At 64.1% G+C, this 13,924-nt stretch carries 12 protein-coding genes; 1 reads left to right on the top strand and 11 read right to left on the bottom strand.

The features are described 5' to 3' along the window. Window positions 1-49: 49 nt before the first annotated feature. The 8 genes from HDG37_RS05940 to HDG37_RS05905 form a co-directional block, all read right to left on the bottom strand. Window positions 50-1,045: a LacI family DNA-binding transcriptional regulator gene (locus tag HDG37_RS05940; protein WP_184045189.1), complete on the bottom strand. Its 996-nt coding sequence runs from the start codon at window positions 1,043-1,045 to the stop codon at window positions 50-52. A gap of 156 nt (window positions 1,046-1,201) precedes the next feature. Next, window positions 1,202-2,086 carry an SMP-30/gluconolactonase/LRE family protein gene (locus HDG37_RS05935; RefSeq protein ID WP_184045187.1) on the bottom strand — a complete coding sequence of 295 codons (885 nt, stop codon included), beginning with the start codon at window positions 2,084-2,086 and terminating at the stop codon, window positions 1,202-1,204. After that, a complete protein-coding gene (locus tag HDG37_RS05930; protein ID WP_184045184.1) occupies window positions 2,083-2,850 on the bottom strand; it encodes an SDR family NAD(P)-dependent oxidoreductase in 768 nt (255 codons plus the stop codon). The genes HDG37_RS05935 and HDG37_RS05930 overlap by 4 nt, the downstream gene beginning before the upstream one ends. A gap of 65 nt (window positions 2,851-2,915) precedes the next feature. Further along, entirely contained in the window at window positions 2,916-5,321 is a 2,406-nt protein-coding gene (locus HDG37_RS05925) for a glycoside hydrolase family 3 N-terminal domain-containing protein (protein ID WP_184045182.1), read from the bottom strand. Between the two features lie 279 nt (window positions 5,322-5,600). Beyond that, window positions 5,601-6,731, bottom strand: coding sequence for an ABC transporter ATP-binding protein (locus HDG37_RS05920; RefSeq protein WP_090810616.1), 1,131 nt, complete (start codon window positions 6,729-6,731; stop codon window positions 5,601-5,603). A gap of 69 nt (window positions 6,732-6,800) precedes the next feature. After that, entirely contained in the window at window positions 6,801-7,631 is an 831-nt protein-coding gene (locus tag HDG37_RS05915) for a carbohydrate ABC transporter permease (protein WP_184045181.1), read from the bottom strand. Between the two features lie 3 nt (window positions 7,632-7,634). Beyond that, entirely contained in the window at window positions 7,635-8,552 is a 918-nt protein-coding gene (locus HDG37_RS05910; RefSeq protein ID WP_244144714.1) for a carbohydrate ABC transporter permease, read from the bottom strand. 60 nt (window positions 8,553-8,612) lie between these two features. Continuing rightward, the gene (locus HDG37_RS05905; RefSeq protein WP_184045179.1) at window positions 8,613-9,908 is read right to left on the bottom strand and encodes an extracellular solute-binding protein; all 1,296 of its coding nucleotides are present in this window, start codon (window positions 9,906-9,908) and stop codon (window positions 8,613-8,615) included. A 245-nt stretch (window positions 9,909-10,153) separates the two neighbouring features. Between HDG37_RS05905 and HDG37_RS05900 the strand changes: the two genes are divergently transcribed. Continuing rightward, complete coding sequence (locus HDG37_RS05900; RefSeq protein ID WP_311541059.1) at window positions 10,154-11,230, top strand: LacI family DNA-binding transcriptional regulator; 1,077 nt, start codon at window positions 10,154-10,156, stop codon at window positions 11,228-11,230. On the opposite strand, the gene HDG37_RS05895 is transcribed toward HDG37_RS05900, so the two are convergent. The 3 genes from HDG37_RS05895 to HDG37_RS05885 form a co-directional block, all read right to left on the bottom strand. Continuing rightward, a complete protein-coding gene (locus tag HDG37_RS05895; RefSeq protein WP_184045175.1) occupies window positions 11,209-11,598 on the bottom strand; it encodes a type II toxin-antitoxin system VapC family toxin in 390 nt (129 codons plus the stop codon). The two genes, HDG37_RS05900 and HDG37_RS05895, sit on opposite strands and share 22 nt — an antisense overlap. After that, entirely contained in the window at window positions 11,598-11,927 is a 330-nt protein-coding gene (locus HDG37_RS05890; RefSeq protein ID WP_409259954.1) for a type II toxin-antitoxin system Phd/YefM family antitoxin, read from the bottom strand. Before HDG37_RS05890 ends, HDG37_RS05895 begins: the two co-directional genes overlap by 1 nt. A gap of 756 nt (window positions 11,928-12,683) precedes the next feature. Then, window positions 12,684-13,814, bottom strand: a complete 1,131-nt coding sequence (locus HDG37_RS05885) for an ABC transporter ATP-binding protein (RefSeq protein ID WP_184045173.1) — start codon at window positions 13,812-13,814, stop codon at window positions 12,684-12,686. Between the last annotated feature and the right edge of the window lie 110 nt (window positions 13,815-13,924).

Below are 13,924 nucleotides of genomic sequence, written 5' to 3'. Positions count from 1 at the left end.
CGAGGGATATCCCTGATCTGTTTAATTAAGGGGAGTGCTAGTGCGCCATCTACGCGCTATCGCGTGCAATCACCGTGAAATCGATTTTCACGGCTTTCCTGCGCTGCACCTCACCCGCTTCGCGATCGGCGAGCGCCGCGAGCAGCGTTTCGCCAGCGCGTAGGCCGATGCCGTACGCGTCGACCGACACCGTCGTGATGCTCGGCTGACAGCACCACGACACCTCGAAGTTGCCGAACCCGGCGACCGCGATGTCGCCCGGCACCGACAGCCCGCGCCGGTGACACTCCATGATCGCGCCGAACGCCGACATGTCGCTCACGCACATCACGGCCTCGGTATCGGGCCACGTGTCGAGCAATGCGCCGATCGCCGGTGCGCCGTGGCTCATCGTGATCGGCGAATCGCCGAGCCGGATCACGCGCGGCTCGCCGAGACCGAGCGCCTTGATTTCGGCAACGTAGCCGCGCATCCGGTCGTGCCCGCGCCGGTCCCGCTCGCTGGCACCCGCGATGAAGCCGATCCGCCGATAACCGCGCTCGTGCAGATGCCGGACCATCGCGCGCGCCGCCGCCGAGTTCGAAAAGCCGACGACCGTATCGATTGGATCGCTGGGCAGATCCCACATTTCGACGACCGGAATGCCGGCGCGCTGCAACAGCATGCGCGTCGCCTCGGTGTGCCGGCCGCCCGTCAACGCGACGCAGCGCGGCTGGTGACGCAGCATCGAGCGCACCAGCAGTTCTTCCTGTTCCAGACGGTAGTCCGTGTCGCCGAGCAGCAGTTGCAGACCGTGCGGGCCCAGCGCGGCATTCAGTCCGCGCACGGTGTCGGAGAAGTTCGAGCTGGACAGCGACGGCACCAGCACCGCGACGAACGCCGAGCGTCCCGACGACAGCGCGCCCGCCGCCGCATCGGCGACGTAGCCGAGTTCGTCGATGACCTTCTGCACGCGTTCGCGAGTCGCCTGCGACACGTTGCGGCCGGCGAGCACGCGCGACACGGTCATCTTCGAGACGCCCGCGCGTTCGGCAACATCGGACATGCGGGGCGGGACTGGCGGCCTGGACGTCATGATAGGTATCGGGGCGAATGCGCGAAAGTCATGGAACGCACATGATAGCGGGCCGCTCCTTGCGGAGCGACCAGGCAACGTCAGGGTTGCGTTTTGCGGCCTGTCCTGTCGCTGTGCTTTTGTCGTCTAGCGCTCGAAGCCCACCGTGCAGCGCGCCTGAGCCTGCCCCGCCGCCGGCGCGCGAAACGAGAACAGCCCGCCCGCCTGCGGCTGATGCTGGCGCTCGACCGCCGTCAGTCCCTTCCATGCGGTCGACACATAGACGGTTTGCAGATCGTCGCCGCCGAACGCGAGCTTCGTCACGTTCGCGCACGGCAACGGCACCTGATCGACCAGCTCGCCCGCCGGCGAGTAACGCTCGATCCGCCAGCCGCCGAACAGCGCGATCCACACGAAGCCGTCGGCATCGACGGCCATGCCGTCGGGATGGCCGTCGCCGGAGATGGCGGCGAAGATGCGCTTGCCCGAGAGCGTGCCGTCCGCGGCGACGTCGAAGGCATAAACCACGCGCCGCATCGTGTCGTTGTGATACAGCGTGCGGCCGTCCGGGCTCATCGCCGGGCCGTTCGTGATCACGTAGTCGTCGTCCTGCGCGATTGCCGCGCCTTGCTCGTTCACCCGATACAGCGTGCCGCTCGGCGCCTCTTCCGCATCGTCCATCGAGCCGAACCACAGGCGTCCCCGTGCATCGACGAAACCGTCGTTGAGGCGGTTGCCCGGCAGATGCGGTTCGACCTCGGCGAGCTTGCTGAACTCGCCGCTTGCCGGATCGAAGCGATGCAAGCCGGATGGCAGCCCACATACGAACGCGCCGTCCGCGAGCGGCGCCAGAAAACCGGGCTGGTCGGGCGCCTGCCACGTTCGCTGCTCGCCGGTCGCGACGGACAGCCGATGAATCCGGCGCCCCTTGATATCGACGAAATACACCGCGTTTTCGGCGGCCTGCCATAGCGGCCCTTCGGCCAGCTCGGCGCCGACCGCCCATACGCACACTGGGACCGGCATGCTCATTCTCCGTACCACCCTGCGTCGACGAAGTAATCGCGGCCGGAGCAGCGTGATGCGTCGTCGGACGCGAGGAACAGCGCCATACGCGCGACGTGCTCGGGCTCGATGCGCAGTTTCAGACACTGACTCGCGACGACCTTCGCTTCGCTCTCAGCCGATTGCCACAGTTGCATCTGCCGCGGCGTCTTCACCGCCCCGGGGATGATGCAATTCACGCGGATGCCCGCGCTGCCGAGATCACGCGCGAGACCACGCGTGAGCCCTTCGATGCCGGCCTTGGCGGTCATATAGATCGCGAGGTTCGGCAGCGCGACATGCCACGACACCGAGCCCAGATTCAGGATCACGCCGCGCCCCGCGCGACGCATACCGTTCGCGGCGGCCTGCGCGCAGAAGAACTGGTGGCGCAGATTCACCGCGATACGGTCGTCCCAGTAGCTCGCGGTGAGCTCGCCGATTTCGTGCCGGTCGTCGTTGCCGGCGTTGTTGACGAGCACGTCGATCGGGCCCGCCGCATCGACGATTTCGGCGAACGTGTGTTCGATCGCGTCGACATTTTTCAGGTCGCAGCGGCGGAACAGCGGCGGATGCTTCGCGTGGCGAAGCGTTTCCTGCAGCGCGAGCGAATCGTGCTCGGCGACGTCGAGGAAGAACACGCGCGCGCCTTGCTGCGCGAAGGCCTCGACGATCGCGGCGCCGATCCCGCCGCCGCCGCCGGTCACGACGATGGTTTTGTCCGACAAACTTGGATAGGTTGCGTACGACATCAGATTTTCCACTTGTTACGAGTAGGACCACACACAGGACGGCGCTCGCCGCCCTGACCCGCCGCTTAGGCCACGATCTCGACCTCGCTCAGCATGCGCCAGTTGCGTTCGAGCGTTCTCGTCGCGGAACCCGCGACGGCGACCGTGCCGCTCAGATGAATGTCGCGGCTCGAGCTGCCGACCAGCAGATCGAAGTCACCGGGCTCGACGATACGCTCGCCGCACGCGTCGGTGAGGTTCAGCATGTCGACCGGCAGTTTCACGCGCACACGCGCCGACGCACCGGCCGCGAGCGGCACGCGCGCAAACGCCTTCAGCTCGCGGACCGGCCGCGCGACCGACGCGTGCCGGTCGCGCACGTAGATCTGCACGATCTCGGTGCCGTCGCGCGCGCCGATGTTGTCGACCGTGAAGCTCAACTCGATCGTACCCCTTTCGATCGGCACTTCGCTGTGCGCGAGCGCGAGATCGCCGTAACGGAACTGCGTATAGCCGAGACCGAAACCGAACGGATAGCGGCAGCCGAAATGGTATGCAATCGGCGTTCCCGCGCTCTTCAGACGATGGTTATACACGTACGGCACGGCGCCCGCGCTCTTCGGCACCGACAGCGGCAGACGGCCGCTGAAATTGGCGCGGCCCACCAGCAGATCGGCCAGCGCCTCGGCGCCACGCTCGCCCGGCGCGAACGCCATGATCTGCGCGGCGATGCGCTCTTCGAGGCCGCCGAGATTGTACGGACGGCCGCCCGTCATCACGACGACCGTCGGCGTGCCGCTATCGACCACCGCCTGCAGCAACGCCTGCTGCACACCCGGCAGGTCGAGGCTGTCGGTATCGGACCCTTCGCCGACCGTGCCGGACTGGAACAGGCCCGCCAGATCGCCGACGAACGCCAGCGCGACGCCCGCTTGCCGCGCGGCCTCGACCGCGGCCGCGATGCCGTCGGTGTCCTTGCTGATCAGCTCGTCGCAATGCGCGTCGCCGGTCAGATCGAGCGACACGTCGCCCGGGAACACCGGCGCGCCCGCGCGGCGCTCCTTGATGAGGTCGCAACCCTGCGCGTGAATGACGCGCTCGTCGCCGAGCAACGCGCGCAGCGAACGCAGCGGCGTCGCGATCGAAGCAGTGGACTGCTCGCCGCTGTTGATCAGGTGCACCGGGAAGCTGTAGCCGGCGAGCAGCGCGAGCGGATCGTCGGCGGTCGGGCCGATCACCGCGATCTTGTCCGGGCCGCGCGCATCGAGCGGCAGCACGTCGCCTTGATTGCGCAGCAGCACCGCCGATTCGAGCGCGACCTGATACGCGGTATCGCCCGCGGTCGCGCTTTTCACGTCGACGCGTTCGGGATCGACGTACGGATTCTCGAACAGGCCGAGCTGGAATTTCACGCGCAGCACGCGCGAGACGGCGGTGTCGATCGTCGCTTCGCTGATCTCGTTGCGCTCGAGCGCTTCCTTCAGATGCACCGCGCACTCGTGACCCGGCAGCTCGACGTCGAGCCCGGAGTTGAACGCGAGGGCTGCGGCCGACGCGCTGTCGCGCGCCACCGCATGATGGCTGAACAGCAGGTCGACGCCCGCGTAATCGGCGACGACGAGACCGTCGAAGCCCCATTTCTCTCGCAGCGTGTCGTGCAGCAGCGCACGATCGCCATGACAGGGTACGCCGTCGACGTCGTGATAGGCGGGCATCACCGAGCCCGCGTTCGCGAGCTTCACGGCCATTTCGAAAGGCAGCATGAACACGTCGTTGAGCTCACGCGGACCGACATGCACCGGCGCATGATTGCGGCCGCCTTCGCTCGCCGAATGACCGACGAAATGCTTGAGCGTCGCGAGCAGATCGCGCTGTTCGCCCTGCAGGCCCTTCACGTAATGACACGCGAGCACGCCAACCAGATACGGGTCTTCGCCGAGCGTCTCCTCGGTGCGGCCCCAACGCGGGTCGCGCGACACGTCGAGCACCGGCGCGAGCCCCTGATGACAGCCGATCGAGCGTGCCTGCTCGCCGATGATCGTGCCCACTTCGCCGACCAGTTGCGGATTCCACGTCGCCGCATAGTTCAACGGCGACGGGAACAGCGTCGCGTCCTTGATCATGAGCCCGACGAGGCATTCCTCGTGTGACATCACCGGAATGCCGAGGCGCGTGTCTTCGACCATCTTGCGCTGCAGCTCGTTGAGCGCGCGTACGCCTTCTTTCGGATCGACCGTATGCGTGCCGAGCGGGCGCGTGATCTGGCCGAGGCCATGCTGCAGGATCTCGTCGACCGTGATCTGGTTGGCGCTCTGCGCGAAATCGATGCTACGCGCCTTGTGATTGCCATCGGCCGACAGCTTCAGCCACGCGGCGTGAAGCTGCGCAATCTTTTCGTCGAGTGTCATGCGCGCGAGCAGATCGGCCACGCGCTCTTCCACGGCTGCCGCTGGATTGCGGTAGAGCGGGACCTCACTTTGGCGAAGCAACATCGAAAACTCCTTTTTTTTATCGTGGTGTACGAAGCGCATGAAGCGCCGACAAATCCGTTGTTTCTGACAAGCGTGCGGCATGGCGTCGCTTCAGCCCGGATGCCATCCCTTCTATTTCAGATACCTTTCCAGACTTCGCAGTCCTGCTAATCGATCGAACGCAGCCGCGACTCGAATTCGCCGTGTTTGATCGACTACGGGTCGTTCGTCGCGTCTAGCGACGCGATGCAATGGGACCGCGCTTGCTCGCGTCGTGCAAGCAGCGCGATCGCAAGCGGATCAGTGCAGACGCGGCAGCGCGAAATCCTTGTCGTCGAACACGTGGCACGCGTGCGGTGCGAACGCCAGTTCGACGCGTTCGTCGTGCGTCACGCCTCCGTCGCCGGGCAGCTTGGCGATCATCGCGTTGCCGTCGCGCACGCCACCGTCCACATGCACGTAGCTGTGCTCGCCCATCCGTTCGACCAGGCGCACGGCGCAGCGGATTGTCTGGACGCCGGCCTGCGCCGACGGCAGGGCAAGATGCTCCGGCCGGATGCCGAGCGTGACCTGCGAACCGACGCGCTGCCTGCGGCCGTCGACCTCGGCGCGCACGCGCTCGCCCGTGGTCAGCTCGACCTGAATGCCCTTGTCGTCGACCGCGAGCACCGTGGCCGGCATGAAGTTCATCTTCGGCGAACCGATGAAGCCGGCGACGAAGCGGCTCTTCGGCCGGTGGTACAGATCGAGCGGCGCGCCGATCTGCGCGATGCTGCCGTGCTTTTCCATGTCCGCGCCGGCGTGCAGCAGCACGATCTTGTCGGCGAGCGCCATCGCTTCGATCTGGTCGTGAGTGACGTACACCGCGCTCGCGCGGTTGAACTCGCGATGCAAACGGGCGATTTCGGTACGCGTCTGCACGCGCAGCGAGGCGTCGAGATTCGACAGCGGCTCGTCGAACAGGAACACGCCCGGCTCGCGCACGATTGCGCGCCCGATCGCCACGCGCTGGCGCTGGCCGCCGGACAGCGCAGCGGGGCGGCGTTCGAGGTAGCTGTCGAGTTGCAGCGCGGCAGCGGCGCTGCGCACCTTCTTGTCGATGATGGCCTTATCGACCTTCGCCTGACGCAGGCCGAATGCCATGTTCTCGTACACGCTCATATGCGGATAGAGCGCGTAGTTCTGGAACACCATCGCGACCTGGCGCTTCGCGGGTTCGACGTTGTTCATCAGTTGACCGTCGATGCGCAGTTCGCCGTCGGTGATCGATTCGAGACCGGCGATCATGCGCAGCAGCGTGGACTTGCCGCAGCCCGACGGCCCGAGGAACACGCAGAATTCGTCCCTGCCGACTTCGAGGTTGGCGTCGCGGATCACCGAGTTACCGCTCGTATAGGACTTCTGTACGTTAGTGAGAGAGATGCTTGCCATATCGTTTATGCGAAGTTCGGTGTGCGGGCCACTTTGGCCCACACGATTCGAGGTGAGGTGCGATGCGGATCAGCCCTTGAGCGAGCCGGCCATCATCCCCTTGATCACGCGCTCCTGACCGAACGCGTAGGCAACAATCAGCGGCAGCGACGTGAGCACGAGGACGGCCAGCATCGAGGGTATGTTCGACGCGTATTGCCCCATGAAGTCCCAAATCGCGAGCGGCAGCGTACGGTGCTCGGCCGTCGACGTGAGCATGTACGCGAAGATGAACTCGTTCCACAGACCAATGCCGTTGAAGATCGTCACGGTGGCGAGCCCCGGTGCCGAAAGCGGGAAGAAAATACGCCAGAAGATGCGGAACGGACTGCAGCCGTCGAGCTGCGCCGCTTCTTCGAGCTCGCGCGGAATCTGGCGCATGAACTCGGTCAGGATGAAGATCGACACCGGCAGACTGAGGGCCACATAAGGGCCGAGCAGCGCGAACGCGGTGTCGTAAAGGCCGAGGTTGCGCGTGAGCAGATAGATCGGCACGAGCGTCGCATGCAGCGGCACGATCATGCCGGCGACCACCAGACCGAACAGCGTCTTGTTCAGCGAGAAGCGCAAGCGCGCAAACACGTAGGCCGCCATCGCACTGATGATGACGATCAGCAGCACCGACACGCCCACCGTGAACACGCTGTTACGGAAATAAGTGAAAAACGGCCCCTGCAGCACAGCCGCGTAGTTACCCAAATACAGGTGGCTCGGCGGCGCCCACACCGACGTCGCGAAGGTCTCTTCCTGGCTCTTGAAGCTCGATGCGACCATGAAGAGAAACGGAATCGTCGTGACGGCCAGCCAGATCAGTGCCAGCAGAGGAACCCCCACGCGGGGGAAGCGTAGTTTCTTGTTCATGGTTCAGACCTCGGTTGCATAACGGCGGGTGAAGTACATCGACACCGCCGCCACCGTGATGACGATAAGGAACATCGCCGAGCCGATGGTGCTGCCGTAGCCGAGTTGGAACGAACTGAACACCGTGCGATACATGTAGGTGGCCATCACCTCGGACGAGCCTTCGGGCCCACCGCCGGTCATGACGAAGACGAGATCGAAGTAACGCAGCGAACCGAGCACGGACAACAGCACAGCGGTGCGCACCGTGCCTTGCAGGTGCGGCAGCTTGATGCGCCAGAAAATGGTCCACTCGGATGCGCCGTCGAGGAGCGCAGCCTCGTTGACCTCGGCCGGCATCGACGAGAGGCCGGCGAGGAACAGAATCATGTAGAAAGGCGCGTTCTGCCAGATGATCACGGCGATGGTCGCAGCCAGCGAAAAATGCGGATCGCCCAGCCAGTCCTTCGCGAGGCCATCGAGCCCGAATGCCTGCAGCGCGACGTTGATCGGACCGAAATTCGGATCGTAGATTTGCTTGAACAGCACACCGATCGCCACGCTCGACATCAGCAGCGGCAGGAAATAGAGAACCTTGAGCAAGCGCGAGCCACGACCGGCCTTCTCCAGCAGCACGGCGAGCGCGAGCGCGATCGGAAGCTGGACGACGATCGACGCGACAGCAAGAATCACGTTGTTCTTCAGCGATTGCCAGAACACCATGTCGTGCGCGAGCCGCGCCCAGTTCGCGAGCCCGATATAACGGGCAGTGTTGCCGAGGCCGTTCCAGTCGAGCAGCGACAGCCGCAGGCTGGAGACGAGCGGATAAAGCAGGAACACGGCCAGCAGCAGCAGCGACGGCGCAAGAAACACAACCGTGACGAGCGTTTGCGATGAAAATCTCAGCCGGCGTTCGGGTGTAGCGGAAAGGGCGATATTCACGGGCTTGTATGCCGACCGGCACCTCGCGGTGCCGGTCGGACTTTTCTTTAGGACTGGAGATCAGCCGCCCTTCTTCGAAGCGGCTTCCATTTGCTGCGCAGCAGCCTCAGGCGTCAGCGACAGACCGAACAGTGCCTGCGTCGTGTCCTTGTGCAATTCACCGAGGGCAGGCGGCAGTGCCTGGTCGTACCAGAGCTGCACGCTCGGAGCGGCGGCAAGCATTTGCTGCAGACGCTGCGTGAACGGATCGTCGATCTTGACGTGATTGACCGGCGGGAGCTTGTGGTCATCCGACGCGCGAGCCTGCATCGCCTGCTCGTCGGTCAGTGCCTGGATCAGCTTGAACGCTGCGTCCGGCGTCTTGCACTCGGTCGAGATGCTGAGGAAGCCGTCGCCGACCGTGCCGATCAGGTCGCGCGGATCACCCTTGCCACCCGCCACGCTCGGGAACGCGAAGAAGTCGAGGTCCTTCGAGAACGTCGGATTTTCGTTCGCGATCGTCGAAGCTTCCCAGGCGCCCATCAGCTCCATGGCAGCCTTGCCCGTGTACAGCAGGCGACGCGAGGCGCCCGAGTCGTAATCGAGACCGTTGATGCCCGGTGCGAACGCGCCAGCCTTCACGAGTTCCTGAATGCGCTTGCCGGCTTCGACGAACGCCGGATCTTCGAAGCCCTTGCCCTTGCCTTCGATCGCGTCCTTCACGACTTGCGGACCGCCGATACGGTCGACGAGGTACATGTAGTACATCGAACCGGTCCACTTGTTCTTGTTCGCGAGCGAGAACGCTGCGACGTTGTGCGACTTCAGCACTTCAACGACGTGCATCAGTTCATCCCACGTCTTCGGCGGCGTGATGCCGTACTTCTTGAAGACTTCCTTGTTGTAGAAGATCACCGCGGCCGCCGCGTTTTCGGCGGCAACACCGTAGGTCTTGCCGTCAAACGTCGTGACATTCCACGACGCTTGCATGAAGCGGCTGCGGTACGCCGGATCCTTCTCCAGGTACGGCGTGAGGTCGGCGATCTGGCCGGATTTCACGTACTCGTGCAACCCGCCGCCGCCCCAGTTCTCGAACACGCACGGCGGCTGGTTCGCGCCGAAAGCGACCTTCAGCTTGGTCTTGTACGCCTCGTTCAGGATGTGCGAATTCTCGACCTTGTAGCCCGGAACCGCCTTTTCGAATCGATCCGACGCGTCGCGAATGATCTTGCTCGACGACGCATTGGTCTGCTGGTCCCATACCGTGATCGTCTTGGAGTCCGCCGCTACGGCGTTCGAAACAACTGCAGACAACGAAAACAGCAGCGCCGTCGCGCCGATGATGGACCGCGCTTTAAACAAAGCCGGGTACGCCATGGGTGTGTCCCCTCTTCTGGATTTATAAGAAATCACCGAAACATTAACGTTAGCCTTAACGTTAGTGAATGTTAGGTCGATGCGTGAAGTAAGGCTATGCGGGATTTTACCTGGTCCCGGCGGACTGCGACGCAACTGCCGCATAAGATTGACCGATTGTGGGAAAGCTGAAATATAAAGGGTTCTGCTAGAATAACGACTACATAAACGTTATCGCTAACGCGATTAGCGAGTCGACCCATCCAATGACCTCTCGCACACCTTCGACCCGCATGGCAAGACAGACCCCAACGCTTGAGCACGTTGCCAAGCTTGCCGGGGTATCCCAGATGACCGCGTCGCGCGCTCTCAACGGCCGTCCCGGCGTGTCGCGCGAAACCCGCGACGAAGTCCTGAGAATCGCGTCGGACATCGGTTACGTCGTCAACCGCACCGCGCAGAAACTGTCGGGCGGCCGCAACGGCATCATCGGCATCATCACGCCGACACTCGACACGCAATTCTCCAGCGAACTGATTCTCGGCGCGGGCCGCGCGGCGCGTGGCGCGGGCTGCGAGATGCTGGTCTACACGGTGTTCGACGAAGATCGTCATACGCATCACGACCTGCTCGGGCTCATCCAGCAATTCTCCGACGGTATCCTCGCCATTCTTCCGCGCGAGTCGCTGTGCCTCGAGGCGCTCGCCACCGCGAAGGTACCGGTCGTCGTGGTCGATCAGCGCGGCACGCTGACGGGCTTCCCGTCGGTGTCGGTCGACAACTACGGCGGCGCCTGTCTCGCGGTCGAGCACCTCGCCGAGCTCGGTCACAAGCGCATTGCGTTTCTGGCCGGCGACGAAACGATCGAAGGCGTGCGCGACCGGCAACGCGGCTATCACGACACGCTGGCTCGCCTCGGCCTGCCGCGCGAAGACGCGCTGGTCGCCGCGGGCGACCTGTCGCAAATGATGGCGTTCGACGTCACGTTCGACCTGCTGAATCTCGCCGAGCCGCCCACCGCGATCTTCACGGCCAACGACCAGAGCGCGTTCGGCGTGATCGCCGCAATTCGCGAAGCGGGTCTGCGCGTGCCGGACGACATCTCGGTGATCGGCTTCGACGACATCCCGATGTCCGAGCAGTTTCACCCGGCGCTCACCACGATCCGCCAACCGTTCCAGCAAATGGCGCGCTCGGCGGTCAACACGCTGCTCGCGCAGATCGCCGGGATCGACGCCGCTTCGCAGCGCATCACGCTGCCGGCGGAACTGGTGGTGCGCGATTCCACCGGCCCAGTCCGCACCAGGCAGCGCCGCGGCCGTCACCAGATCGTTTCGACGTAAGTCGACGCGCGCACCTTCGCATCCGAAGTCACGAGCGCGCCGCCATGCGTGCGCGCGGTCGCGACGATCAGGCGTTGATGCAAGGCGAGCGTGGGCGGCAGCGTGGCCGCGCGAAACGCGATCTCGGTGTCGACCGGAATCATCCGCACGCCGTCGAGCGACAGAAACGTCGACATCCAGCTGCGCGCGTCCATCGACAGTCCGAGACTGCCGACCTTCACGAACTCCGCGATTTCGAACGCGCTGATTGCCGAAATCAGGATCTCGCCGCCGGCGAGCTCCTGATCGATCGCATCGTGCGCGGCCTGGCTCAGCGCTTTTTGCCTGCCGAGCCAGCACACGAGCGCAAGCGTGTCGAGCGTGATCATTACTCGTCCTGCTCGGCAGTGACAGGCTGCAACGCGTGCTTCAGGTTGAAATGCGTAATCGACGCGCGCAGCAGCTCGAGCGGGTTTTCCTGCTTGCTGCGATACGGCCGGATTTCGATGGTGGGTTGCCCGCGGTCGGTGACGACCACGGTTTCGCCCAATGCCTCGACCTGACGGAACAGCTCGCAGGCCCGGGACTTGAAAATGGCTTTAGATACTCGCTTTTCCATGACGCTCTCCACCCAGCAAAAATCCAACGGTATTTTTTTTATCGGGCCGGTGCGCCCGCAGGCGAACACCCGCGGTGCGTGCCCGACATTCTTTATCAACCTTGTTCTCAGTCGTTGCTTCCCAGCCTACTGCCAGGAGCTCCCTCGAGCTCCAATCCAACTTGCGGCGACAACTACCGTAACCGCGACACAGCCTGCAACGGTCGCGCCAATTCCTGTGCGCAACCGATGCACGTTCATCTAATCAATTGGTTTTACACAGACCGCTCTGGCCATACCGGGTCGTGCCGGATAGCGGCGCGGCGCGTCTTGGCTTGCAATGTTTTGCCCCGTGTTATAGATCTTCGAATAGATGCAAACTTGCTTAACGTTACCCTTAACGTTAGCGGATGTTAATGGCGCATGTTCGCGGCCGCCATGCGGAGTTTACCTAAGCTCCGAACCACTATCCGACCCCTCGACTGGATCCTCTAGATCAAGCCCGGCAAGGAGAAAGCTCGATGCAAGGCGTCGAAAGTATTGAGTAATATTTAATGCGAACTGGCTAACGTCATCGCTGCTCGCGTCACTTTTCGTCGTTCGATGCAGGGGGCCCCGATGAAGGCTCCGCATCGAAATGCACGATCCACGCATGCAACGATTCGCGCGGCTTCTTCAGCCTGCCGCGCTGCTGCGGCTCTCGTTCGGTAGCCGGTTGCCCGCGGTTCGCGGCAGCAGCGGTTTCACCAGACGTCCGGTCAGACCGGTGCCCGGACGGATTGCTAGCCGCGGCCTCGCCATCGTCGTTCGCTACATTTTTCTCCATCGCACTATCCGCCATCGGTGTACCGTTGCTCACTCGCCGACATCGGCCTGTCAAACCACCGCGCCGACGTCCTCGCCGACTTCGGGTCGCGCGAGGCTCACCGCGGCGCCGTTCGCATCGAACAGCGTGACCGACGACGACGCCACCTTGATCCCGACACGCGCGCCGACCGCGTGCTGCGCGTCCTTCTTGTCGAGCTTCAGCGCGATCGCGCGCGCCATGCCATCGAGTCGAGCATGCAGGATCGAGACGTCGCCGAGATGCTCGACCAGTTCGACGCGCGCGGCGAGACCTTCGTCGAGCGAGCCGATGCCCAGATGCTCGGCGCGCACCCCGAGCGTCAATTCGCCACTGACCGGCTGCGCCAGCCGGCCGGGCAGCACGATGCGCTGGCTCGCGCCGGCGAGCGCCAGGACGGTTTGCGCATCGCTTCGCGACACCAGCGTCGCGGCCAGCATGTTCATCTGCGGCGAGCCGATGAAGCCGCCGACGAAGCGGTTCGACGGCCGCTCATACAGGTCGAGCGGCGCGCCGGTCTGCTCGATGCGGCCTTTGTTGAACACGACGATCTGCTGGCCCAGCGTCATCGCCTCGACCTGATCGTGCGTGACGTAGATCATCGTCGTGCCGAGTTCGCGATGCAGCTTCGCGAGCTCGATACGCATCTGCACGCGCAGCGCCGCATCGAGATTCGACAGCGGTTCGTCGAACAGGAACACGCGCGGCTTGCGCACGATCGCCCGCCCGATCGCGACGCGCTGGCGCTGGCCGCCCGACAGCGCCTTCGGTTTGCGCTCCAGCAGATGTGTGATCTGCAGGATCTCGGCGGCACGGCCCACCGCCTCGCGCACTTCCTTTTTCGACTTGCCCGACAGCTTCAGCGAAAAGCCCATGTTTTCCGCGACCGTCATGTGCGGGTAGAGCGCGTAGCTCTGGAACACCATCGAGATGCCGCGGTCCGTGGGCTGCAGATCGTTGACGCGTACGCCGTCGATCAGAATGTCGCCGCCCGTCACCGACTCGAGCCCCGCGATCATGCGCAGCATCGTCGACTTGCCGCAGCCCGACGGTCCCACGAACACCGTGAACTGGCCGTCCGGGATGTGCAGGTCGATGCCCTGGATCACCTGCGGTCCTTCGCCATACGTCTTCGTGACGTTGCGCAATACGAGTTCGCCCATTTGATGTCTCCTCCTCAATCCTTGTACTTGCAGACCCCGCGTGACGCTATCCCACTGCCGCACTACTGTCGCGCCACGCGAGGTTCGATGCGCCCCGCCGCCGGGCGTGC

Origin of the sequence: Paraburkholderia sp. MM5384-R2 (assembly GCF_014201025.1) — a bacterium.
In the GTDB taxonomy this organism is placed as follows: domain Bacteria; phylum Pseudomonadota; class Gammaproteobacteria; order Burkholderiales; family Burkholderiaceae; genus Paraburkholderia; species Paraburkholderia tuberum.
This window is presented reverse-complemented; position numbering and strand designations above follow the sequence as displayed.